Consider the following 23,140-nt stretch of genomic DNA (forward strand, 5'->3'; position numbering starts at 1 on the left):
TCACGACGCGGATCCTGCCAGCACGACGGTGTAGGCAGCGGTGCATGCCGCCGCGATCGAGGCGAGCAGCCCCGCCCGGTAGCCGGACAGGGAGCCGGCGGCCTGGGTCGCGCTGTCGGCCGAGGCCCGCAGGGCGCCGGTCACGTCGTCGGCGGTCGGTGCGGGCATCGCTGCCGGCGAGGTCGTCGCGGTCGCCGGGGTGGTCGTGACGCTCGGCGTCGGTGCGGCGTGGCCGGTCAGCCGCACGATCTCCTCGGCCAGCGCCTCGGCGTGCGCTGCCCGCTGCGCCGCGATGTCGGCCAGCGCGTCGGCGAGTTTCCCACGTGCGGTCGTGGCGACCTCGGAGGCCAGATCGCTGTCGGCGCGCGCCCGGTCCAGCGCGGTGGTCAGGTCGTCCAGGTCAGGGGGAGGGGGCTCGGTTCCACAGCCCACCGCGGTGGCGCCGAGGGCGGCCAGTGCGACCGCGCCGACGAGCACACGCCGACGGCTCAGGGTCGGCGGACGGCTCGGCACGTGCCACATCCTGCCATCCGGCCCACGGCGGGCAGCGGGGCCCGCGTCCCCACCGCCGGCCGGCGGTGCGCATTTTTCGTTATTTGTCTAGGCTGCGCTGGCGTATCGTGGAGAGTCGGATTTGCAGGAGGCCCTCTTGCGCACCGTGTCCGGACAACTCAAGACGAGGAGCTCGCCGTGGCGGAGCGGTCTACGGGATTACCGTCGCAACGACAGGTGATCGAACTGCTCGACGGGGAGTTCGCGCGTGCCGGATACGACATCGAGGACGTCGTCGTCGACACCGCCGCGCGTCCGCCGCGCATCGCCGTGGTCGCCGACCGTGACGGCGGGCTCGACCTCGATGCGGTCGCAGAGCTGTCCCGGCTGGCCGCCGAACTGCTCGACGCGCTGGACACGCCGCCCTATCTCCTCGAGGTGACCTCCCCCGGGGTGGACCGGCCGCTGACCGACGTGAAGCACTTCCGCCGCGCCCGGGGCCGGCTGGCCCAACTGACGCTGGCCGACGGGACCACGCTGACCGGCCGCATCGGACAGATCGGTGACGGCACGGTGGGCGTCGTGGTCAGGGAAGCCAAGAAGAACCTTACGGTACGCGACATCGCGCTCGATACGATCGTCAAAGCTGTTGTGCAAGTGGAGTTCTCGCCGCCAAGTCCACGAGAGTTGGAACTGGCCGGCGTCTCCGGAGAGGATGCCTCAACGTGAACATCGACATGGCGGCCCTGCATGCGATCGAGGCCGACAAGGGAATCACCGTCGACGTGGTCGTCGACACCATCAAATCGGCTCTGCTGACGGCATATCGGCACACCGAGGGTCACGAGGCCGATGCGCGCATCGACGTCGACCGCAAGACCGGCGTGGTCAAGGTGATGGCCAGGCAGACCGATGAAGACGGCAACGTGCTGCACGAATGGGACGACACCCCAGAGGGTTTCGGTCGTATCGCGGCGACGACGGCCCGTCAGGTCATCCTCCAGCGGCTGCGCGACGCCGAGAACGAGAAGAACTACGGGGAGTTCTCGGCGCGGGAGGGTGACATCGTCGCGGGCGTGATCCAGCGCGACGCCCGCGCGAACGCGCGTGGACTCGTTGTCGTCCGGATGGGCAGCGAAACCAAGGGATCCGAAGGTGTGATCCCGTCCGCCGAACAGGTTCCCGGCGAACGCTACGAGCACGGCGACCGTCTGCGCTGCTACGTCGTGGGCGTCGCCCGCGGTGCGCGGGAGCCGGTCATCACGCTGTCGCGCACACACCCGAACCTGGTGCGCAAGCTGTTCTCGCTGGAGGTCCCCGAGATCGCCGACGGCTCGGTCGAGATCGTCGCCGTGGCTCGGGAGGCCGGGCACCGCTCGAAGATCGCGGTGACGTCGCGGGCCCCGGGCCTGAATGCCAAGGGCGCCTGCATCGGACCGATGGGGCAGCGGGTGCGCAACGTGATGAGCGAACTGTCCGGCGAGAAGATCGACATCATCGACTACGACGAGGACCCGGCGCGCTTCGTCGCCAACGCGCTGTCCCCGGCCAAGGTGGTCTCGGTGACCGTCATCGACGAGGCGGCCCGTGCGGCCCGGGTGATCGTCCCGGACTTCCAGCTGTCCCTCGCGATCGGCAAGGAAGGCCAGAACGCGCGGCTCGCCGCGCGGCTGACCGGATGGCGGATCGACATCCGCAGCGACGACCACAAAGAGGGCGAGGAGAGTGCGCAGGGCCACTCCCGCGGCGCGGCCGGGGGGCGCTGAGCGGGCCCTGCGGATCCCAATCAGCACCGGTTTTCCTTCCGGGACCGCCGTGACGGTAGACTCAGCTGTGATCCAGCGCGAGACCTCGGCTCGGATGCGAAAAAGCACCCCCACCCCATCGGGCGGACCGGTGCGGACCTGCATCGGATGCCGGAGACGAGAGCTGGCCGTCGAACTGCTTCGGGTTGTCGCTGTCGACAAGGGGAACGGCTCTTGGGCCGTCACCGTTGACGAGGCGCGAAGGCTTCCGGGGCGGGGTGCATGGCTGCATCCCGATCCAGGGTGTCTGCACGCGGCCGTTCGCCGGCGAGCGTTCGGCCGAGCGTTGCGGATCACCGGTTCACCGGACATCACCGCGGTGTCAGAGCGTTTCCCGTCCCGGGAGACGCCTTAGGCATCCGGGCAAGAGAACAGGTAAGCGAAGAACATGAGCACACCGTGAAGTCCCGATGACCATGCGTCATAGCTAACCCGAGGCGCGGCGCCTACCACCGCTGTCGCCTCCTAGACAGGAGATGTAGTGGCAGGTAAAGCCCGCGTGCACGAGTTGGCGAAGGAACTCGGTGTCACAAGCAAGGAAGTACTCGCCCGCCTGGGCGAGCAAGGTGAGTTCGTCAAGTCCGCCTCGTCGACGGTGGAGGCCCCGGTGGCCCGCCGTCTGCGCGAGTCATTCGGCGGCAACAAGACCGACAAGGTGAAGCCGGGCGGCGGCGCGTCCAACGGGGCCGCCGCGAAACCGTCCGCACCCGAGAAGCGTCCCGGCCCCAGGCCCGGACCCCCCGCGCCCAAGCCGTCCGCGCCTGCGGCGGCCGAGCCCGCGGCCCCCGTCGCCCCGCCGACGCCCGCCCCGGCAGCCCCCGCACCTGCGCCGGCAGCCCCCGCACCCGCAGCGTCCGCGGCCCCGCCCGCTCAGGCGGAGCCGTCCGCACGGCCCACGCCCGGTCCGCGCCCGGGCCCCGGCGGCCCGCGCCCCGGTGCACCCAAGCCGGCCGCGCGTACCCCCCGCGTCGGCAACAACCCGTTCTCCTCACAGCAGCCGGTCGAGCGTCCGGCACCGAGGCCCCAGAGCCCGGGTGGCCCCCGCCCGGGTCCCGGCGCCGGTGGTCCCCGCCCAGGTGGCGGACCCCGTCCCGGTGCGTCGCCGGGCAACATGCCCCCGCGCCCCGGTGGCGGTCCCCGTCCCGGCGGCGGTCCCCGTCCCGGCGGTGGTCCCCGTCCCGGTGGTGGCCCCAGGCCGGCGCCCGGTGGCGCGGGTCGTCCCGGCGGTGGCGGCGGCGGTAACTACCGCGGCGGTGCCGGCGGTGGCGGAGGTGCCGGTGGCGCAGCTGCCGGAGGTTTCCGCGGTCGTCCCGGCGGTGGCGGCGGTGGCCGTCCCGGTCAGCGCGGCGGCGCGGCCGGCGCGTTCGGTCGTCCCGGTGGCGCTCCGAAGCGTGGTCGCAAGTCGAAGCGCGCGAAAAGGGCCGAATACGAGAACATGCAGGCCCCGGTCGTCGGTGGCGTGCGGCTTCCGCACGGCAATGGCGAGACCATCCGGCTGGCCCGTGGCGCATCGCTGAGCGATTTCGCCGACAAGATCAACGCCAACCCGGCTTCGCTGGTGCAGGCGCTGTTCAACCTCGGCGAGATGGTCACAGCCACCCAGTCGGTGGGCGATGAGACGCTCGAGCTGCTCGGCAGCGAGATGAACTACGTCGTGCAGGTCGTGTCCCCGGAGGACGAGGACCGCGAGCTGCTGCAGTCGTTCGACCTGTCCTACGGCGAAGACGAGGGCGGCGAGGACGACCTCGAGTTCCGTCCGCCGGTGGTTACCGTCATGGGTCACGTCGACCACGGCAAGACCCGACTGCTCGACACGATCCGTAACGCCACCGTGCGCGAGGGCGAGGCCGGCGGCATCACCCAGCACATCGGCGCCTACCAGGTGGCCGTCGACCTCGACGGCAACGAGCGGCCCATCACCTTCATCGACACCCCCGGTCACGAGGCGTTCACCGCCATGCGTGCCCGCGGTGCGAAGGCCACGGACATCGCGATCCTGGTCGTCGCCGCCGACGACGGTGTCATGCCGCAGACGGTGGAAGCCGTCAACCACGCCCAGGCGGCCGACGTGCCGATCGTGGTGGCGGTCAACAAGATCGACAAGGAAGGTGCCGACCCGGCCAAGATCCGCGGTCAGCTCACCGAATACGGGCTGGTCCCCGAGGAGTACGGCGGCGACACGATGTTCGTCGACATCTCGGCCAAGGCCGGCACCAACATCGAGGCGTTGCTCGAAGCGGTCATCCTGACCGCGGATGCTTCGCTGGACCTGCGGGCCAACCCCGACATGGAGGCCCAGGGTGTGGCCATCGAGGCGCACCTGGACCGCGGTCGTGGCCCGGTGGCCACCGTGCTCATCCAGCGCGGAACGCTGCGCGTCGGCGACTCGGTGGTGGCCGGCGACGCCTACGGTCGCGTGCGCCGCATGGTCGACGAGCACGGCGAGGACGTCGAGGCGGCCCTGCCGTCACGCCCGGTGCAGGTCATCGGCTTCACGTCGGTGCCCGGTGCCGGTGACAACTTCCTCGTCGTCGACGAAGACCGCATCGCCCGCCAGATCGCCGACCGCCGCAGCGCGCGCAAGCGCAACGCGATGGCGGCCCGCACCCGTAAGCGGATCAGCCTGGAAGATCTGGATTCGGCGCTGAAGGAAACCAGCCAGCTGAACCTGATCCTCAAGGGCGACAACTCCGGCACGGTCGAGGCCCTGGAGGAAGCGCTGCTCGGGATCCAGGTCGACGACGAGGTCGAGCTGCGCGTCATCGACCGCGGCGTCGGTGGCGTCACCGAGACCAACGTCAACCTGGCGTCGGCGTCGGACGCGATCATCATCGGCTTCAACGTCCGCGCCGAGGGCAAGGCGACGGAGCTGGCCAACCGCGAAGGTGTGGAGATCCGGTACTACTCGGTGATCTACCAGGCCATCGACGAGATCGAGAGCGCGCTCAAGGGCATGCTCAAGCCGATCTACGAGGAGAAGGAGCTCGGCCGGGCCGAGATCCGCGCGATCTTCCGGTCGTCGAAGGTCGGCAACATCGCCGGCTGCCTCGTCACGTCGGGCATCATGCGCCGCAACGCCAAGGCCCGTCTGCTCCGCGACAACGTCGTGGTCGCCGAGACCGTCACCATCTCGTCGCTCCGGCGTGAGAAGGACGACGTCACCGAGGTCCGCGACGGCTACGAGTGCGGTCTGACGCTGACGTACTCCGACATCAAGGAAGGCGATGTCATCGAGACGTACGAGCTGGTCGAGAAAGAGCGTGTGTAGGCCATGAGCGCCTGCGCAACGAGCGAATCGCCCGAACATGGCTGACCCCGCACGGGCGAAGCGACTGGCGAAACGCATCTCGACCCTCGTCGCCTCGGCGATCGAGTACGAGATCAAGGATCCCCGGCTCGCCGGGGTGACGATCACGGACGCCAAGGTCACCAACGACCTGCACGACGCGACGCTGTACTACACGGTGTTGGGCCGGTCCCTCGACGAGGAACCCGACTACGACGCAGCCGCCGCGGCGCTGGAAAGCGCCAAAGGCGTGCTGCGCACCAAAGTCGGTGCCTCGCTCGGGGTCCGGTTCACCCCGACGCTGGCGTTCGCCCGCGACACCGTGCCCGACGCCGCGCACCGCATGGAAGAGCTGCTGGCCCGAGCGCGGGCCGCAGATGAGGATTTGGCGAGAGTTCGGCAGGGTGCCAAGCACGCAGGCGACGCCGACCCTTACCGTGTAGGCGGAGGGGACGAAGAGGCAACCGGGGGGCCGGACGCTGAGGACACGGGTGGCACCAACTCGGTCGATGACTGACCCGACGACTGACGTTCCCACTGCTACGCGAGGGGGCGGGCATGTCGACGCGTGCAGCGCCGCCGATCTGCTGACGCGTGCCGAGAGCGTCAGCATCGTGTGCCACGTCTTTCCCGATGCCGACACCATCGGCGCCGGGCTGGCCCTTGCGCTGGTGCTCGAGCGCACCGGCAAGGAGGTCGAGGTCAGCTTCGCCGAGCCGGAGAAGCTGCCCGATTCTCTGCACTCCCTACCGGGCGGGCACCTGCTGGTGGCCCCCGACAACCTGCGGCGTGACGCGGACCTGCTGGTCACCGTCGACATCCCGAGCGTGAACAGGCTCGGGGCCCTCGCCGAGCTGACCGACACCGTCGAGGACGTGCTCGTCATCGACCATCACGCGTCCAACCAGCTCTTCGGCACCGCGAACTTCGTCGACGCCGCCGCCGACTCGACGACGATGCTGGTCGCCGACCTGCTCGACGCGTGGGGCAAGCCCATCGAGCTCGACGTCGCGCACTGCCTCTATGCCGGGCTGGCCACCGACACCGGATCGTTCCGCTGGGCCAGCGCCCGCGCGCACCGGCTCGCCGGCCGGTTGGTGGAACTGGGCGTCGACAACGCCGCGGTCAGTCGCACGCTGCTCGACACCCATCCGTACGCGTGGCTGCCGATGCTGTCGCGCGTGCTCGGGTCCGCCGAACTGCTCACCGACGCCGCGGACGGCCGCGGGCTGGTGTACGCGGTGGTCGACCACGAGGAACTCACGAACGCCCGGCCCGAAGAGGTCGAGAGCATCGTCGACATCGTCCGGACCACGCAGCAGGCCGAGGTGGCCGCGGTGTTCAAGGAGATCAGGCCACAGGTCTGGTCGGTGTCGATGCGGTCGAAGGCGATGGACGTCTCCGCGGTGGCGGGCACGTTCGGCGGTGGCGGTCACCGCCTGGCCGCCGGGTTCACGGCCACCGGCGCCGCCGCGGACGTCGTCGCGGCCCTGCGTGCGGCCCTTGGCTGACGCCGTCGCGCCGGCCACCGGCCGGCGGATCGCCGCGCTCGCGTTCCCGGCCCTCGGGGTGCTCGCCGCCGAACCCCTCTACCTGCTGTTCGACCTCGCGGTCATCGGTCGACTCGGAGCGCTGAGCCTCGCGGGACTGGCGATCGGCGCGCTGATCATGGGCGTCCTGAGCTCCCAGCTGACCTTCCTCTCCTACGGCACGACCGCCAGGGCCGCGCGGTTCTACGGGGCCGGAGACCGGACGGCCGCCGTCGAGGAGGGAGTGCAGGCGACGTGGCTGGCCCTCGGCATGGGTGGCGCCATCGTCGTCGCCGTCCAGCTGACCGCGCAGCCTCTGGTGTCGGCGTTGGCCGCCGGGGGAGACATCGCCGCCGCGGCACTGCCGTGGGTGCGTATCGCCAGCCTCGCCGTCCCGGCGATCCTCGTCGCGGCCGCCGGCAACGGCTGGATGCGTGGTGTGCAGGACACCGTGCGGCCGCTGCGCTACGTGGTCCTCGGTTTCGCGCTGTCCGCGGTGCTGTGCCCGCTGCTGGTCTACGGATGGTGGGGGGCGCCCCGGCTCGGACTTCCCGGGTCGGCGGTGGCGAACGTGGTGGGGCAGTGGCTGGCCGCTGCCCTGTTCTGCCGGGCACTGATCGTCGAGAAGGTGCCGTTGCGCCTGCGTCCCGCGGTGCTGCGGGCACAGGTGGTGATGGGCCGCGATCTGATTCTGCGCACGATGGCGTTCCAGGCGTGCTTCGTCTCCGCCGGCGCCGTGGCGGCCCGGTTCGGTGCCGCCGCCGTCGCCGCGCACCAGGTGGTGTTGCAGCTGTGGAGTTTCCTTGCGCTGGTGCTCGATTCGCTGGCGATCGCCGCGCAGTCACTGGTCGGCGCGGCGCTGGGCGCCGGACAGCTCGTGCACGCGAAATCGGTCGCGTGGCGGGTGACGCTGTTCTCCACCGTCGCCGGGCTGGTCCTGGCGGCGGTGTTCGCCGTGGGTTCGTCGGTGTTCCCGACGGTGTTCACCGACGACGACACCGTGCTCGCCGAGATCGGTGTCCCGTGGTGGTTCCTGGTGGCCCAATTGCCGATCGCCGGCGTGGTTTTCGCGATCGACGGAGTGCTGCTGGGCGCCGGTGACGCGACGTTCATGCGCAACGCGACCCTGGCGAGCGCCCTGGTCGGATTCCTTCCGCTGATCTGGCTGTCGCTGGCGTTCGGGTGGGGGTTGGTGGGCATCTGGGCGGGGCTGAGCACCTTCATGGTGCTGCGGTTGGCGTTCGTCGGGTGGCGTGTCCTGTCCGGTCGGTGGCTGGTGCCCGGCACCCGCTGACGTGATCGTTCACTCGGGTGTGCGGGCGGTGACCGCCCAGACGTCCCGGCGGCCGGCATGTCCGGTGCCGACCGCGACGTCGGCGAAACCTGCGCGACGGCAGAGCGCGGCAAAGGCTTCGGCCTGCTCCGCCGTCCAGCCGTGACTGGCGACCCCGTTGGCGCCCGGCTCCGTCCGGCGCTCGACGGCCAGTAGCCGGCCACCGGGCCTGAGCACCCGGTGCGCCTCGCGGAGACCGGCGTCGACGTCGCGCCAGTGGTGCACCGTGGCCAGCGCCCACACGAGAGTCGCGGAGTCCTCGGCGACGGGCAGTGACTCCGCGGTGCCCTCGCGCCACGAGATCGCGGCGTTCCGGCGGGTGGCCAGACGGGCGAGGCGCAGCATCGAGGCGGACGGGTCGACTCCGGTGACCGCCGCCCGTCGGTGCGCGGCCGCACGAGCGGCAGTGCCGGGCCCGCAACCGATGTCGACGACGTGGTCGTCGTGGCCGACGCGCATCAGGTCGGCGGCGAATGCGGCAGAGGCACGACCCGTCAGCAGAAAGATCAGCGCGAACACGGCGCCCGTGACACCCGAGAACCCGGGGTGATCCGCGTGGTGGTTGACGGCGAGCGGGGAGGTTTCACTCATGACGACGACCTTGCCGGTTCAAGCCCGGTTGAAGTCAAATGGCCTCATGGACCAGATATCCATCGGCGAGGCCGCGTCCCGGCTGCAGATGTCGGCGTCGGCGTTGCGCTACTACGACGAGCGGGGGCTGGTACACCCGGCCTCGCGACGCTCCGGGAGGCGCATGTACGGCCGGGAAGAGTTGCGCCGGTTGGCTTTTCTCAAGATTGTGCACCGGTTGGGCGTCCCGCTGGACACCGCGGCGGCGGTGCTCGGGGCCCCGGGCGAGCAGTGGCGGGACTGCGTGCGGGAGCAGATCGCCGAGCTCGACACGGTGATCGCCCAGGCGAGGGCGGCCCAGCAGTTCCTGGGGCATGCGATGAACTGCCCGGCCGACGACCCGACTAGGGACTGCCCGGTGATGACGGAGGCCCTCGACCGGCTCGTGGACGGGCTGACGGTCGACGAGCTCGGCGCCGAGCAGATGCGCTGACTGCAGCGAGCGCGCGTCTCTGCACAGGACACTCCGATGAAGTGTGTGCAGACACGCGCGCTCGCGGTGCTGGTGGGGGAGGGAGGTCAGTCGGCGGAGGTCGTGCTCCCCAGCAGATCGCGCACCCGGTTGGCCACCCGGATGAACTCCGGACGTTCCATCGTCTCGGCGTACTCGCGCTCGGCGGGCAGCTCGACGTCGAGGGTCTCGATGATGCGTCCCGGCCGGGGGCTCATCACGACCACGCGGTTGGCCAGATACACCGCCTCGGCGACCGAGTGCGTCACCAGCACCACCGTCGTGCCGGTCTCACGCCAGATCCGGTGCAGTTCGACGTTCATCTTCTCGCGGGTCAGCGCGTCGAGGGCGCCGAAGGGCTCGTCCATGAGCAGGACGCGTGGCTGGTGCAGCAGCGCCCGGCACAGCGAAACACGTTGCTGCATACCGCCGGAGAGCTCATGGGGCAGCGCGTTCTCGAAGCCGGTCAGACCGGTCATCTCGATCAGCTGATCGCAGCGCTGCTGCGCGGCCTGCCGGGGCATGCCCCGCATCTCGGCCTGCAGCAGGATGTTCTTGCGCACCGAGCGCCATTCCAGCAGGGCGGCCCGCTGGAACACGTACCCGATGTCGCGTTGCGGTCCCCGGACCTCCCTGCCTCGCAGCATGACGTTCCCCGACGTGGCGTCGGTCAGGCCTGCGACGACCTTGAGCAGGGTCGACTTCCCGCACCCCGACGGCCCGGCGATGGAGACGAACTCGCCGTCGGCGACCTGCAGGTCCACGTCGTTGAGGGCGGTGACGGTCGCGCGCTTGGAGGAGAACCGCACGCTGAGGCTCTCGATCGTGATTGCCGCGGAGTCCACGGACGTCATGGATGTTCCCGGGGGTGTGATGGTGGCAGTGGTCATGTCCATGGTCTCCTACTGCTGACCTTCGGGCGCGAAGGACGAATCCCAGTACGCGGCAGGCTCTTTGGCCGACCGCAGCAGCCCGGCCTCGTTGAGCGTGGCGATGGTGGTCTTCCAGTCCTGCTCGGCGTTGGTGCCGGGAACCTGCTCGGCGGTGGCCGGTGTCGACAGCAGCGGGATGGTCTGCTGCCACTGCTGCAGCAGCACTTCGCGCGGAGGCATCTGCGGATCCTTGCCGGCCATCGCGTCCACGGCGGCCTCGGGATTCTCGGCGGCCGCGGCGTACGCCTCGCTGGTGGCGTCGACCATCGACTGCACGAGTTCGGCGTTGTCACTGATGGTGGAGTTCTTGGCGATCAGGCCGTTGCTGTAGAAGTTCAGGCCCGCATCGGAGTAGCGCAGGTAGCGCACCTCCCGGCCACTCTTGTTGGCGATGGTCGGGCCCTGGTCGTGCGCGAAACCGATGAGGCCGTCCACCCGCCCGGACAGCATCGCGGCCATCTTCCCCGCGGCATCGAGGCTCTGCTGGGTGACCTGGCCCTCGGGCACCCCGACCTTGTCCAGGAAGATCGGGAAGGTGGTGGTCGGGGCGTCACCGGCCGACACCGCGATGGTCCGGCCCGCGAGGTCCTGCGGGGTGTCGATGCCCGAGTCGGCGAACACCTGCACCGCTGACGGGGTGGTCTGCAGGAACACTCCCGCGCTCTTGACGTCGACACCCTTGTCGATGTTGCTCAGCACTGCGGGGGTGTCGGCCCAGCCGAAGTCGGCCTGGCCGGATCCGACGGCCTGGACGGTCTTGGTGGAGCCCTGGCCGGCGTCGATGGTGAGGTCGATGCCGTGCTTGGCGAAGATGCCCTCCTGCACGCCGTAGTAGAACGGGGCGTGCTCGCCGTAGGGGTACCAGTTGAGCATCAGCGTGGCCGGTGCCGTGGAACCCTCGGCGGCCGGGGTGTTCTCGGAACCGCTTCCGCCGCAGGCGGACAGCGTGAGCAGGGCAGCGGTGGCGGCGGCCGCGACGGTGGCGCGGCGTCGGGTGAACATCATTGTTTGTCCTTTGCGGGTCGGTGGGGGTCAGGCGGCGGTGCTGGCGGAATTGGAGGTGCGGCGCGACGAATGCCACGGGATGAGCAGCTTCTCGGCGATCTCGATGATCGCGAAGAGCACAATGCCCAGCAGCGACATGATGATGAGTGCCGCGAACAGCATTGCGGTGTCGACGTTTCCGTTGGCCTGAAGGATCACGTAGCCGAGACCTTCGTTGGCGCCGACGAACTCACCGACCACGGCGCCGGTGACGGCCAGGGTGGCGGCGACCTTCAGGCCCGACATCAGCTGCGGCAGCGACGCGGGGAAGCGGATCTTCATGAACGTCTTGAACCGGCTCGCGCCCATCGTCGAGGTCAGCTCCAGGATCTCGGGATCGACCGAACGCAGGCCGGCCAGCCCGGAGATGACGATGGGGAAGAAGGCCATCAGCACGGCCACCAGGATCTTCGGCGACGGTCCGAACCCGAGCCACACGACGAACAGCGGCGCGATCGCGATCTTCGGGATCACCTGGGCGAACAGGATCAACGGGTACACCGTCTTCTCCAGGCTGGACGAGTACATCATCGCCACGGCGACGAACACCCCGAAGACCGCGGCGATGACGAAGCCGACCACCGTCTCCCAGGTGGTCACCCAGGTGTGCTGGGCCAGGTAGGCCGCGTTCTCCTGCGCTGTCAGCCAGGTGTCTGCGGGCGAGGGCAGGATGTAGGGCGCGACGAGCTCGGCGGCGGTCACCGCCCACCAGGCTGCGAGCAGCACGATGACCAGCGCCACCGGGCGCCACAACGCCGCGGCCGTGCGGCGTGGAGAGAAGGACGGACGCCACGAGCGTCGCGTGCCGCTGGAGTCCGGAGGGGGCGCCGACGAGGAGGGGCGCACGCCGGCCGATGCGGTTACCGCCATGGAGTTTCCTAATGGTCGCAGGGGCTCGGGTGTGACACCCGATGGGAATGCGCTTTCCGAAGCGATTCCGACCCTAACGTGACCCAGCGCACACTGTCAACGAACTCACAGACTCCGATGTCCCCGCGCAGGTCAGGCGGGCAGACGCGTGCTGTCGCGAAGGACGACGCGGCCCGGGATGCGTTCCCGGAGGTCGTCGACGTCGGAACGCAGCGCGAGGTCGACGGCGCGCGCGCCGATCTCTTCGAGGGGCAGGGCGACGGTCGACAGGCTCGGCGTGTGGTCCCGCAGAGTCGGGATGTCGTCGAACCCGGCGATGCAGACGTCACGGGGTACCGACAGGCCCATCTCCCGCCACGCGGCGATCGCCCCGATCGCCATGACGTCGGTGACTGCGAAGACGCAGACCGGCGCCGCATCCGATCCGGGTGTCAGCTGCAGCGCGGCGGCCAGCCGGCGGGCCGCGGAGTATCCGCCGTCGCGGGTGAAGTCGCCGGACACCTCGACCAGGGGGGTGAGGCCGTTCCTGCCCAGGGCCTCGACGAAGCCGTTGCGCCGGTCGACGGCCGTCCGGATGCTCGCGGGCCCGCCGATGACGGCGAACTGGGCATGACCGGCAGCGGTCAGTGCATCGGCCAATTCCGCTGAGGCATAGTGGTTTTCCGGTTCGACAGCCCCGCCGAAGGCCAGTGGCTGGCCGATCACGACCACCCGGCCGCCGTTGGCCCGGTAGCGCCCGAACTCACCTTCCAGATCGCGGTCCAGATGTCCGCTCTGTCGCGACCCGGCGAGCACGATCGCGTCCGCCCGGTGGGCGATGAACGTGGCCACCGAGTCCCGTTCGATGTCGAAGTCGCGGTCCGTGCTGGCCAGCAGCACCTGCTTGCGCGCGGTGCGGGCGGCGGTCTGCACCCCTCGGACGATCGAGGAGAAGTAGGGGTCGGCGATGTCGTGGACGATGAGCCCGAGCAGACCGGTCGACGCCCGGGCCAGCGCCTGCGCCTGGGCATTCGGCACGTAGCCCAGTTCGCGGGCGGCGGTGCGGACCCGGTCGGCGACGCCTTCGCCCGGAATGCGGGCAGAACCGTTGAGCACCCGCGACGCCGTGGCCTGCGACACGCCGGCCCGCGCCGCGACATCCTGCAGGGTTACCGCTGCCATCTCCGCTGCTCCTGACCGTTGCGCGAGGTCCGCGTCGCGGAGCCACCGGAGCGCCACACGCGCCCGGGGTTGACCGCGACCCGGACACACCTTACCGTGGAAAGCGCATTCCGAAGTGCTGACACCGCCGTTCTCCCACGTAGTGAGAGGGCGAGCTGTGCATTCACCCGACAGCACTTGCCGGGGCCCGACGAGTCGGCCCCTGGCTTCCTCAGACAAGGAAACCCTGATGACCTCGACGACGTCACCGACCGGGTCCCGCAGAACCCTGCGTATCGCCATGAACGGCGTGACCGGACGCATGGGCTATCGCCAGCACCTGCTGCGTTCCATCCTGCCGCTGCGCGACAGCGGTCTGGTGCTCGAAGACGGGACCCGCGTGGCCGTCGAGCCGATCCTGGTGGGCCGCAACGCCGACAAGATCGCCGACCTGGCGGCCCAGCACGACGTGGCGGAGTGGACCACCGATGTGGCGTCGGTGATCGCCGATCCGACCGTGGATGTGTACTTCGACGCGCAGGTGACCTCGCGCCGGGTCGAGGCGCTGTCGTCGGCGATCAAGGCGGGCAAGCACGTCTACACCGAGAAGCCGACCGCCGAAACGCTGACCGAGGCAATCGAACTGGCGCGCATGGCGCAGAACGCCGGCGTCGTGGCCGGAGTCGTGCACGACAAGCTGTACCTGCCGGGGCTGGTGAAGCTGCGCCGGCTGGTTGACGAGGGTTTCTTCGGTCGCATCCTGTCCCTTCGCGGGGAGTTCGGCTATTGGGTGTTCGAGGGCGACAGCCAGCCGGCCCAGCGTCCGAGCTGGAACTACCGTGCCGAGGACGGGGGCGGCATCACCGTCGACATGTTCTGCCACTGGAACTACGTCATGGAGGGCTTGCTCGGGTCGGTGCGTGCGGTGACCGCCCGGGCCGTCACCCACATCCCGGATCGGTGGGACGAGTCGGGGCAGGCCTATGCCGCCACGGCCGACGACGCCGCGTACGGCATCTTCGAGATCGACGGCGGCATCGTCGCCCAGATCAACTCGTCGTGGGCGGTGCGGGTGTACCGCGACGAACTGGTCGAGTTCCAGATCGACGGCACCCACGGCTCGGCCGTCGCGGGGCTGCGGCGCTGCGTCGCGCAGCAACGGGCCCACACGCCCAAGCCGGTGTGGAACCCCGATCTCCCGGTCACGGAGCCGTTCCGTGACCAGTGGCTGGAGGTGCCCGCCAACGCCGATCTCGACAACGGCTTCAAGCTGCAGTGGGAGGAGTTCCTGCGCGACGTGGTCGCCGACCGGCCGCACCGCTTCGGTCTGCTGTCGGCGGCCCGCGGTGTGCAGTTGGCGGAACTCGGCCTGAAGAGCTCGGCAGAAGGACGCCGCCTCGAGGTCCCGGAGATCGTGCTGTGACCGCCACGACGAATGCGCGTACTGCGTCGGTGGTGCTGCCGGTCGGCGGCGAGCTGCGCCGCCATGACCTCGGCGAGCCGGGCGTGTGGCGGAGGCCGTTGCAGCCCATCACCTCTCGCATCGCCTACGCCGCAGCGCACGTGGTCCCCAAGGTACTGGCCGACAGCACGCCGGGCGCACCCGCCGACCTCGACTGGGACACCACGATGGCCTACCGCCACGAGCTGTGGTCCTACGGCCTGGGGGTGGCCGACGCGATGGACACCGCGCAGCGGGGGATGGGCCTGGACTGGGCCGCCACGCGCGAGCTCATCGTCCGGTCGGGCCGCGAGGCCGCGTCGGTCGGTGGGCTGCTGGCCTGTGGCGCCGGCACCGACGACCTCGATCCGGCCGACGTGCCGTCCGGGCAGCGTGGTCTGGACGTCATCACCGACGCCTACCGCCGGCAGATCGACGTGGTCCGGGGCGCTGGGGCCAACGTGATCCTGATGGCCTCCCGTGCCCTGGCCGCGACCGCCACCTCGCCGCAGGACTATCTGTCGGTCTACGGCAGGTTGCTCGCCGAAACGGACCGGCCGGTGATCCTGCACTGGCTGGGGGAGATGTTCGACCCCGCCTTGCGCGGCTACTGGGGAAGTGCCGACATCGCTACGGCGACAGCGACTTTCGAGAGCCTTGTGCAGGATAACGCAGCCAAGGTCGACGGGGTCAAAGTCTCCCTGCTCGATGCCGCGCACGAGGTGGAGCTGCGCCGTGCCCTTCCCGACGGCGTACGTCTCTACACCGGCGACGACTTCAACTACCCGGAGCTGATCGCCGGTGACGGCGACCGGCATTCGGACGCACTACTCGGGATCTTCGCCGCGATCTACCCCGCCGCGTCCGCAGCGCTGCAGCGGCTCGACGCCGGCGACACGGCCGACGCCCGCCGGATCCTGGATTCGACGCAGGCGCTCGGGCGACACATCTTCGCCGCCCCGACGTACTACTACAAGACCGGTATCGCGTTCCTGGCCTGGCTCAACGGCCACCAGCGCAACTTCGCGCTGGTGGGAGGTCTGGCCGGCGGCCGGTCGGTCACCCACCTGAGCGAGGTGTTCGTGCTGGCCGACCGGGCCGGTCTGCTCGCCGACCCCGAACTGGCGGCCGACCGGATGCGCGCGTACCTGTCCGTGAACGGGGTGAGCTGATGTCCTCGGATCTGGGCCGGCTGTCGTTGAACACCATGACGACCAAGGGGTGGACACTGCGCCGGGCCGTCGAGGCCACCGCGGCGGCGGGCCTGCCGGCCGTCGGTCTGTGGCGCGACCGGGTTGCCGAAGCCGGCCTGGACGACGCAGCGAAGCTGGTGCTGGACAACGGTTTGCGGGTGTCGAGCCTGTGCCGCGGCGGATTCCTCACCGGGCTCGGGGACGGGCGGGAAGCGCTCGACGACAATCGGCGGGCGATCGACGAGGCGGCGGCACTGAGCGCGCCGGAGCTGGTCATGGTCGTCGGCGGGGTGCCCGACCGCGACCTCCTCGGCGCGCGGACCCGGCTGGCGGAACGTCTCGCCGAGCTGGTGCCCTACGCCGCCGAGCGGGATGTCCGGCTGGCGCTCGAACCCCTGCACCCGGTGTTCTGCGCAGACCGCGCGGTGATCAACACGCTGGCTCAGGCGCTCGAGCTGGCGGCACCGCATCCGGCGCGCACGGTCGGCGTCGTCGTCGACACCTACCACGTGTGGTGGGATCCCGCGCTCGCGCAGTCCGTCGCCGACGCCGGTGCCCAGGGCCGGATCAGCAGCTACCAGGTGTGCGACTGGCTGGTGCCGATGGCCGCCGACCCGCTGGTGTCGCGGGGCATGATGGGCGATGGGGTCATCGACTTCGCCTCGATCACCGCGATGGTCCGCGACGCCGGGTACGACGGCGACATCGAGGTGGAGATCTTCAACGAAACCGTCTGGGCCACCGACGGTGTCACGGTGCTGGAGACGATGAAGCAGCGCTACCGCGAGCTCGTCCTGCCGTCGCTCTAGCGCACCTGCGAGCGGCCCCGCTCCATCACGCCGCTGCGGCTCGCCGCGATGTCGTCCCCGCTGGTGCTCTTCATCCATTCGCGGGCCGCCGCGGCCTCCTGCCACAGCGCCGCGCCGTTCTGGCCGTCGTCGATGGCGTGGTAGGACGCCAGCAGCGCCCGCACCGCCTTCTGGTTGTTGCCGACGATCGACGTCGCGACCTGACGGGCGGTGTCGAGCAGCGCGTCGTGCGCGACGACCTGCGTGACGAGTCCGCAGCGCAGCGCCTCCTCGGCGGACAGGTAGTCGCCGGTCATGCTCATCCGGCGGGCCATGCCGACACCGACCTTCTGCGGCAGCCGCACCGACAGCCCCCAGGTCGGCATGAGGCCGACGCGGGCGTGGGTGTCGGCGAAGCGGGCCTGCTCGGAGGCGATCAGGATGTCGCAGTAAAGGGCCATCTCGAGGCCGCCGGTCACGGCGGCGCCGTTGATCGCGCCGATCACGGGCTTGGTCATGGGCGGCCACTTCGGCGAGATGTCGGGCAGCTCGGTGGTGTCGCCGAGTTCCTTCAGATCGAGACCTGCACAGAAGACGGGGTCGGCGCCGGTCAGGATCACGACGTCGACGTCGTCGTCGGCTTCGGCCTCGCGCAGTGCGTCGAACAGCCGACTGCGCAACGCCGCCGACAGCGCGTTGCGTGCGCCGGGGCGATTGAAGGTCAGGGTGCGGACGCGGTCGGAGGTGTCGATCAGCAGGACATCCTCGGTGGGGGTGCTCATGCGCTCACCGTATCGACACCCGTCAAGCGCCTATCGTGGAGGTCATGTGCCGAAACATCACCGAGCTCCGGGGCCTGGAGCCGGCCGCCACCCCCGAAGAGATCGAGGCCGCCGCGCGCCAGTACGTGCGCAAGGTCAGCGGCATCACCCGGCCGTCGGGGGCCAACGCGCAGGCGTTCGAGACCGCGGTCGCCGAGGTCACGGAGACCACCCGACGGCTGCTCGGCGAGCTGCAACCGCGTCGTCAACCGCCGAAAACCGTTCCGCCGCTGCGGCGCCCCGAGGTTCGCGCGCGACTCAGCCTGCAGTGAGCGCGACCGCGGCGGCGAACGCGACATCGACCCGCCCGGCCCTCAAGGAGTGGGGCGCGGCGGTTCGTGCGCTGCTCGACGGCAGGCAGACGGTGCTGTTGCGCAAGGGCGGCATCCACGAGAAGCGCTTCGCCGTGGCCGCCTCGGAATTCCTGCTCTTCCCGACCGTCGCGCACAGCCATGCCGACCGGGTCCGTCCCGAGCACCGCGACCTCCTGGCCGTCGCGGCCACAGACAGCACCGACGACCTCGTGGTGGTGCGGGCCGGGGCGCGGGTGGTGGCCGCGATCGAGGTCACCCGCCCTCAGAATCTGGAAGCGATTGCGCCGCTCCACATCTGGACGGCCGAATCCGTCCGGTCCGACCGGCTGGACTTCCGGCCCCGACACCGGCTGACGGTGCTCGTCGTGTCGGCGGCCCCGTTGCTGAGCCCGGTGCGGCTCGATCGCAGCCCCGAATATCGGGGCTGCTCGAGCTGGGTGCAGCTCCCTGTGGCCCCGGCGTGGGGTGCCCCCGTGCACGACGAGGCCACCCTGGATGCCGTTGCCCGGCAGGTGCGGGACTCAGTCGCCTGAGACCGGCAGCACCAGCCGGGTCGACGCACCGAGGTGCACCGTGTGCCGGGCCGTCGCGAGGCGGGTGGCCGACGACGACGGTTCGCCGGTCCCGAGGTTGCGCAGGAAGCGCGGGTGCGAGCCGCCCGCGACGAGCACCCGGATCCGGGTCCCGGCGGGGAATGTCCATGCCACGGCGTCGAGTTCGATACGCACGGTGCCGGTTGCGGGTGCGGCCGCGACGTAGCCGTCACTGACGTTATGGGACGTGCCGTCGGCGTCCACCTCACTGATCCGGACGAACAGATCGTTGTAGGGGTTCGCGCACTCGTGCGACACCTCCAGCACCGGGGTGCCGATCACACACAGGTCGTCGGTCAGCGGTCTGCTGGTGAAGGTGAGCGTGTCCGCCCGCCGGGACAGCACGGTGTCGTCGCGGTAGCCGCCGACCGGGGAGAGCAGCCTGCCGCCGACGGTCGGGGTGGGGTCGGCCGGGTTGTAGACGAACGTCGCCGCACCGCCCGCGTCCGGCGCCTCGGCGATGAGCCCGTGTGGGGCACGGGGATAGAGGACGTGCTCCTCGGTCGCCGGGGGCCAGTCGGGCAGTTCGCGCCAGCCTTCGCCGCGGACATGGATGCGCACCGCAGCGCTGCGCTGTGGCGGCCGGCCCGCGAGGTGGGTGCCCAGCCAGTCCAGCGTCTCCCGCAGCACTGTCGGCGCCGCCTTGGTCATCATGTGGCCGTGCGTCCACGGCCCGACGGTGAGACCGACGGGCACCCCGCGGCCGCTGATCCGCCGGTACTGCTCCAGGGTCTGCTCGAGAAACAGGTCCTGCCAGCCGGTCAGGAACAGGACGGGGACCTCGGTGTGGTCGAGGGCCTCGGCGATGCGCAGCCGGGCCCAGAACGGATCCTCGGTGCCCGGATGGTCGAGCCACGACTCGAACCAGGGAGCGCCGTCGCCCAGCAGTGCGCGGCTCGCCTCGCCCAGCGGTGAACCCAGCGACGCCTGCGTCACCAGCCGCTGCGCGCGCAGCTGACGCAGCAGGACCCGCAGCCGGTTCGGATCCTCCTGCCGGGACACCAGATCGCTCCAGCCGAGGAAGTCGTTCAGCGCGAACGACCCGTCGCCCCAGCGCGGTCCGCTCACATCGTGGGGACCGACGGTGATGACGGACGCCGTGAGCTCCGGCGGGGGGTCGGCCAGCAGCGCCCACTGCGTCCAGCCCAGATAGGACAGTCCGATGGTGCCGAACGTGCCGGTGAACCAGGGTTGTTCGCGCAACCAGGCGACGGTGTCGGCACCGTCGTCGACCTCGTGGACGAACGGGTCGAACTCGCCGCCGGATCCGAAGGTGCCGCGCACACTCTGGAAGACGACGTGGTATCCGCGTGCGGCGTACACCCCGCCGAACAACCCCGAGAAGGGCCAGCCACGCCCGTAGGGCGCCCGCACCAGCAGGGTGCCCACGGGAGTCTGGGTGCGGGGACGGTAGTGATCGGCGACCAGGTCGACGCCGTCGCGCATCGGGATGCGCTCCCGCCGCTGCACGTCGTAGTCACAGACCGGCGGCGGCACCTTCAGGGCCTTGGTGACGGCCTGGCGGGCAACACGCGGGAGTGCAGAGCTCACCGGACAGACACTACCGACCGCCGGGTGGGCCCTCGCCGGCCTCGATCGCGGCGACGACCCTGCCGATGAGCCATGTCAGCGCGCCGGATGCCTCGGCGGGGGACAGCTGCCAGGCGTCCACGAGGCGTTCGTAGCTCGGTAGGCCCCACAGCACGTCGAGCAGGCCGGCGACCACCCGCCTGCGGTCGGTGTCCCAGTCCGGCGCGGCGCCGGTGACGGCGTGCAGGAGGGCCTGGCGGCGGCGTTCGTCGGCGCCGGTGAAGACCGGGTCGGTGGGGGTGCGCACGGCTCCTTCGGTGGTGAACCGTTGCAGCGACGCGAAGAACCGGCCCGTCACCTCGGTCAGCGTGCCCAGGTCGACCCCGGCGTAGTCGACACCGGCCTCGTCTTCGAGGCGGGCCATCACCGCGTCGTGCAGTGCGCGTTCGGTGGGGAAGTGGCGGTACACCGTGCGTTCGGCGACGCCGGCGCGTTCGGCGACGGCGCGGAAGGTCAGGTCGCGCCAATCCCACGTCTGGTACTCGTGTACCAACTCTGCGGCCGCACCCAGGATGCGACCCCGGGTCTGCTCGGCCTGCCGTCGCCGGGCCGGGCTGTCGTAGGCGCGGCGGGAACCGGTGCTTGACGCGTCGTCCATATTGGTGGCAGTGTACTGTCTCGAATCGGCGGAGGGGGTGCGGGTGGCATCTGCTGCGGATCTGATGCACGCGGCCTCCGCCGAGACCGGTCTGAACGACTTCGGCGACAACGCTTTCCGCGAGGGCCTGGATCTCCTCCTCGGTGCCCTGGAGCGCGAAGCCCGGCTGAACGCCCGCGGTGAGGCGTTCGTGTATCCGCGCATCGTGGGCCACCTCCGGCAACGGCTGCAGGTGGAGCACTGGTATCGCAAACATCCCGAGATCGGTGACGAACCCCTGGACGCCCCGCTGTTCGGTCTCGGGCTGCCCCGCACCGGATCGACCGCACTGTCATTTCTGCTCGCTCAGGATCCCGGCGTCCGGTACCTGCACAGCTGGGAGGCCGCGCAACCGTGTCCTCCGCCGTCGACGGTCACCGGGCACGACCCACGGATCCCCGACGGCGCGGGCGCCGTGGTCGCCGGCAGCCGCCGCCATGTGCCGACCGATCCCGACGGCCCGGCGGAATGCCTCGACCTGATGGCGCTGGACTTCAAATCCCAAATCTTCCAGGCCTTCGCCCAGATCCCGACGTATTCGCAGTGGCTCGTCGACGGGGCCGACTTCACGTCGACCTACCGCTACCAGCGGCGTGTGCTCACGCTGCTGCAGTGGGGCCGGCCGGTGCGCCCGTGGCGGTTGAAATCACCCGCCCACGTGCTGTCGCTGAGACACCTCGACGAGGTGTTCCCGGACGCGCGGTTCGTGATGACCCATCGCGATCCGACCGACGTGCTCGTGTCGGTGGCCGACGTGTACGCCGACATCGTGGCCGGTTTCAGTGACCACGTCGACCGGCGCTATCTGGGCGAGCTCAACGCCCATCAGTGGTCGACAGGGATGGACCGTGTGGTGGCGTTCCGCGATGGCGGAGCCGAATCCCGGTTCCACGACCTGGATTTCCGTGCCATGGCCCACGATCCGGTGACCGAGGTGCGGGCGCTGTACGCCTGGTTGGGTGTCGAGGTCTCGGAGCAGTTCGAGTCCGGTATGCGGCGTTGGTGGGACCACAACGCCCGGACGCGGGAGAGCGCGCCGAAGGCCATGCCGGAGGCTTTCGGACTGGAGCCCGATCGGATCAGGCCCCTGTTCGCCGATTACGTCGAGCACGCGCGGCGCTGGACCGGACAGCGCAGCGCCGTGGCGGAAGGATGACATCAGTTCGATGGCAATCGATCTCACCGGCTCGATCGACCCGCAGCGGGAGCTGACGTTCGCCGGTCGGCCCGCGGACCCGCAGATGCGGGACTCGGTCAGTTTCTGGGTGTCCGACGACCGCGGCGAACTGGGGCTGCCCCGGGTCGGCATCGAGGCCCTCGCGGCCGACTGGGACCACCACGGCATCCAGGTCAACGTCGCCTTCCCGGACGGTCGGGTACTGCGCACTCGCGAGGACGCGCCCAAGCTCCCGGTGGCCGGCGCCGACGGACTGCCCAGGGTGCTCGGCGCCGGTCCGCTGGCCTTCACGTGTGTACGCGAATTCGCTTCGTGGACAATGTCGTTCAAGGGCCATCTGGTGCAGACCAGCTCGGCCGACCTGGTGGCCGGGCGCAAGGACGGACCTCTGGTCGAGGTCAGCTTCGACGTCGAGGCCACGCCGGCCGCACCTCCCTGGGTGCAGGGCGCACTGCAGCCCGAGGCCGCGTCCTCGCTGCGGACCACCCTCACCGGCGACCTGATGGGTGGGCCCCGCTACGAGCAGTTGTTCCGGGCCACCGGGTCGCTCACCGTGGGACGGCAGGTCCACGCCTTCACCGGCTCGGGCCTGAGAATCAAGCGCCAGGGAGTGCGGAAGCTGGAGGGGTTCTGGGGTCACTGCTGGCAGTCGGCGCTGTTCCCCAGCGGCCGCGGGTTCGGATACATCGCCTACCCGCCGCGGCCCGATGGCCGGCCGACCTTCAACGAGGGCTACGTCTTCACCGGCGACGGCGCGCTCATCCCGGCACGGGTCGTCGACGCTCCCTGGCTGCGCAGGCTGCAACCGCTCGGCGAGGACGTGTCGGAGGTGCTGGACACCGCCGCCGGTCCGGTGCGGATCGCCGGCGAGACCGTCGTGTCCACCCACGACATCACGGACCCGAGCACCGTCGCCCCCGGGCAGCTGGCCGCGATGGCGGATTGGACATTCCCGGCGCTGCAGCAGGCCGGTGTCCGTTACTCCTGGGACGGCGAGACCACGTACGGGATGCTGGAACGGTCGATCCCGACAGACCAGCTCAAGACGTAGGTCGCCCCTCGGTGGGCCGCCGG

The 23,140-nt window shown here is 70.3% G+C and carries 24 protein-coding genes; 15 read left to right on the plus strand and 9 right to left on the minus strand.

The window, feature by feature from the left end; all coding sequences use genetic code 11:
• Window positions 1–522: a hypothetical protein gene (locus tag FHR72_RS07750; protein ID WP_183467367.1), complete on the minus strand. Its 522-nt coding sequence runs from the start codon at window positions 520–522 to the stop codon at window positions 1–3.
• Between the two features lie 168 nt (window positions 523–690).
• Between FHR72_RS07750 and rimP the strand changes: the two genes are divergently transcribed.
• The 7 genes from rimP (at window position 691) to FHR72_RS07785 (ending at window position 8,406) form a co-directional block, all read left to right on the plus strand.
• Window positions 691–1,221: a ribosome maturation factor RimP gene (gene rimP, locus FHR72_RS07755; RefSeq protein ID WP_183467368.1), complete on the plus strand. Its 531-nt coding sequence runs from the start codon at window positions 691–693 to the stop codon at window positions 1,219–1,221.
• Window positions 1,218–2,258 carry a transcription termination factor NusA gene (gene nusA / locus FHR72_RS07760; RefSeq protein WP_183467369.1) on the plus strand — a complete coding sequence of 347 codons (1,041 nt, stop codon included), beginning with the start codon at window positions 1,218–1,220 and terminating at the stop codon, window positions 2,256–2,258. Before rimP ends, nusA begins: the two co-directional genes overlap by 4 nt.
• A gap of 94 nt (window positions 2,259–2,352) precedes the next feature.
• Entirely contained in the window at window positions 2,353–2,652 is a 300-nt protein-coding gene (locus FHR72_RS07765; protein WP_221193272.1) for a YlxR family protein, read from the plus strand.
• 126 nt (window positions 2,653–2,778) lie between these two features.
• A complete protein-coding gene (gene infB, locus FHR72_RS07770; protein ID WP_183467370.1) occupies window positions 2,779–5,565 on the plus strand; it encodes a translation initiation factor IF-2 in 2,787 nt (928 codons plus the stop codon).
• Window positions 5,566–5,602: 37 nt separating this feature from the next.
• Window positions 5,603–6,100 (plus strand): 30S ribosome-binding factor RbfA, encoded by a 498-nt coding sequence (gene rbfA / locus FHR72_RS07775; protein ID WP_183467371.1) that lies wholly within the window; start codon window positions 5,603–5,605, stop codon window positions 6,098–6,100.
• On the plus strand, window positions 6,093–7,094 hold the full coding sequence (locus FHR72_RS07780; protein ID WP_183467372.1) for a DHH family phosphoesterase: 1,002 nt from the start codon (window positions 6,093–6,095) through the stop codon (window positions 7,092–7,094). The genes rbfA and FHR72_RS07780 overlap by 8 nt, the downstream gene beginning before the upstream one ends.
• Window positions 7,087–8,406 carry an MATE family efflux transporter gene (locus tag FHR72_RS07785; RefSeq protein WP_183467373.1) on the plus strand — a complete coding sequence of 440 codons (1,320 nt, stop codon included), beginning with the start codon at window positions 7,087–7,089 and terminating at the stop codon, window positions 8,404–8,406. Before FHR72_RS07780 ends, FHR72_RS07785 begins: the two co-directional genes overlap by 8 nt.
• Before the next feature lie 9 nt (window positions 8,407–8,415).
• Here the strand turns inward: FHR72_RS07785 and FHR72_RS07790 are convergent, their stop codons facing one another.
• On the minus strand, window positions 8,416–9,036 hold the full coding sequence (locus FHR72_RS07790) for a class I SAM-dependent methyltransferase (protein ID WP_183467374.1): 621 nt from the start codon (window positions 9,034–9,036) through the stop codon (window positions 8,416–8,418).
• 46 nt (window positions 9,037–9,082) lie between these two features.
• Between FHR72_RS07790 and FHR72_RS07795 the strand changes: the two genes are divergently transcribed.
• Window positions 9,083–9,508, plus strand: coding sequence for a MerR family transcriptional regulator (locus FHR72_RS07795; protein WP_183467375.1), 426 nt, complete (start codon window positions 9,083–9,085; stop codon window positions 9,506–9,508).
• A gap of 86 nt (window positions 9,509–9,594) precedes the next feature.
• Here the strand turns inward: FHR72_RS07795 and FHR72_RS07800 are convergent, their stop codons facing one another.
• From FHR72_RS07800 to FHR72_RS07815, 4 genes are all read right to left on the minus strand, one after another.
• Entirely contained in the window at window positions 9,595–10,416 is an 822-nt protein-coding gene (locus tag FHR72_RS07800) for an ABC transporter ATP-binding protein (protein WP_183467376.1), read from the minus strand.
• Between the two features lie 12 nt (window positions 10,417–10,428).
• Complete coding sequence (locus FHR72_RS07805; protein ID WP_183467377.1) at window positions 10,429–11,463, minus strand: ABC transporter substrate-binding protein; 1,035 nt, start codon at window positions 11,461–11,463, stop codon at window positions 10,429–10,431.
• Window positions 11,464–11,490: 27 nt separating this feature from the next.
• Window positions 11,491–12,372, minus strand: coding sequence for an ABC transporter permease (locus FHR72_RS07810; protein WP_183467378.1), 882 nt, complete (start codon window positions 12,370–12,372; stop codon window positions 11,491–11,493).
• 132 nt (window positions 12,373–12,504) lie between these two features.
• Window positions 12,505–13,533, minus strand: a complete 1,029-nt coding sequence (locus FHR72_RS07815) for a LacI family DNA-binding transcriptional regulator (RefSeq protein WP_183467379.1) — start codon at window positions 13,531–13,533, stop codon at window positions 12,505–12,507.
• A gap of 229 nt (window positions 13,534–13,762) precedes the next feature.
• On the opposite strand from FHR72_RS07815, the gene FHR72_RS07820 reads away from it, so the two are divergent.
• From FHR72_RS07820 to FHR72_RS07830, 3 genes are read left to right on the plus strand one after another with little or no spacing between them, the layout of a single operon-like run.
• Window positions 13,763–14,935 carry a Gfo/Idh/MocA family protein gene (locus FHR72_RS07820; RefSeq protein ID WP_183467380.1) on the plus strand — a complete coding sequence of 391 codons (1,173 nt, stop codon included), beginning with the start codon at window positions 13,763–13,765 and terminating at the stop codon, window positions 14,933–14,935.
• On the plus strand, window positions 14,932–16,125 hold the full coding sequence (locus FHR72_RS07825; protein WP_396888412.1) for a dihydrodipicolinate synthase family protein: 1,194 nt from the start codon (window positions 14,932–14,934) through the stop codon (window positions 16,123–16,125). Before FHR72_RS07820 ends, FHR72_RS07825 begins: the two co-directional genes overlap by 4 nt.
• Complete coding sequence (locus tag FHR72_RS07830) at window positions 16,125–16,955, plus strand: sugar phosphate isomerase/epimerase family protein (protein WP_183467381.1); 831 nt, start codon at window positions 16,125–16,127, stop codon at window positions 16,953–16,955. Before FHR72_RS07825 ends, FHR72_RS07830 begins: the two co-directional genes overlap by 1 nt.
• Here FHR72_RS07830 and FHR72_RS07835 read toward each other — a convergent pair.
• A complete protein-coding gene (locus FHR72_RS07835) occupies window positions 16,952–17,716 on the minus strand; it encodes an enoyl-CoA hydratase (protein WP_183467382.1) in 765 nt (254 codons plus the stop codon). The genes FHR72_RS07830 and FHR72_RS07835 overlap by 4 nt on opposite strands.
• A gap of 44 nt (window positions 17,717–17,760) precedes the next feature.
• On the opposite strand from FHR72_RS07835, the gene FHR72_RS07840 reads away from it, so the two are divergent.
• Both FHR72_RS07840 and FHR72_RS07845 read left to right on the plus strand, forming a co-directional pair.
• On the plus strand, window positions 17,761–18,027 hold the full coding sequence (locus tag FHR72_RS07840; RefSeq protein WP_183467383.1) for a DUF2277 domain-containing protein: 267 nt from the start codon (window positions 17,761–17,763) through the stop codon (window positions 18,025–18,027).
• The gene (locus tag FHR72_RS07845) at window positions 18,024–18,602 is read left to right on the plus strand and encodes a DUF1802 family protein (protein ID WP_183467384.1); all 579 of its coding nucleotides are present in this window, start codon (window positions 18,024–18,026) and stop codon (window positions 18,600–18,602) included. The genes FHR72_RS07840 and FHR72_RS07845 overlap by 4 nt, the downstream gene beginning before the upstream one ends.
• Here the strand turns inward: FHR72_RS07845 and FHR72_RS07850 are convergent.
• Both FHR72_RS07850 and FHR72_RS07855 read right to left on the minus strand, forming a co-directional pair.
• The gene (locus FHR72_RS07850; protein ID WP_183467385.1) at window positions 18,591–20,213 is read right to left on the minus strand and encodes a CocE/NonD family hydrolase; all 1,623 of its coding nucleotides are present in this window, start codon (window positions 20,211–20,213) and stop codon (window positions 18,591–18,593) included. The genes FHR72_RS07845 and FHR72_RS07850 overlap by 12 nt on opposite strands.
• A 10-nt stretch (window positions 20,214–20,223) precedes the next feature.
• On the minus strand, window positions 20,224–20,850 hold the full coding sequence (locus tag FHR72_RS07855; protein ID WP_183467386.1) for a TetR/AcrR family transcriptional regulator: 627 nt from the start codon (window positions 20,848–20,850) through the stop codon (window positions 20,224–20,226).
• A 43-nt stretch (window positions 20,851–20,893) separates the two neighbouring features.
• On the opposite strand from FHR72_RS07855, the gene FHR72_RS07860 reads away from it, so the two are divergent.
• Window positions 20,894–22,045, plus strand: coding sequence for a sulfotransferase family protein (locus FHR72_RS07860; RefSeq protein WP_183467387.1), 1,152 nt, complete (start codon window positions 20,894–20,896; stop codon window positions 22,043–22,045).
• A gap of 10 nt (window positions 22,046–22,055) precedes the next feature.
• Window positions 22,056–23,117, plus strand: coding sequence for a DUF7064 domain-containing protein (locus FHR72_RS07865; protein ID WP_183467388.1), 1,062 nt, complete (start codon window positions 22,056–22,058; stop codon window positions 23,115–23,117).
• Window positions 23,118–23,140: the final 23 nt, after the last annotated feature.

Source organism: Mycolicibacterium iranicum (genome assembly GCF_014190915.1).
In the GTDB taxonomy this organism is placed as follows: Bacteria; Actinomycetota; Actinomycetes; order Mycobacteriales; family Mycobacteriaceae; genus Mycobacterium; species Mycobacterium iranicum_B.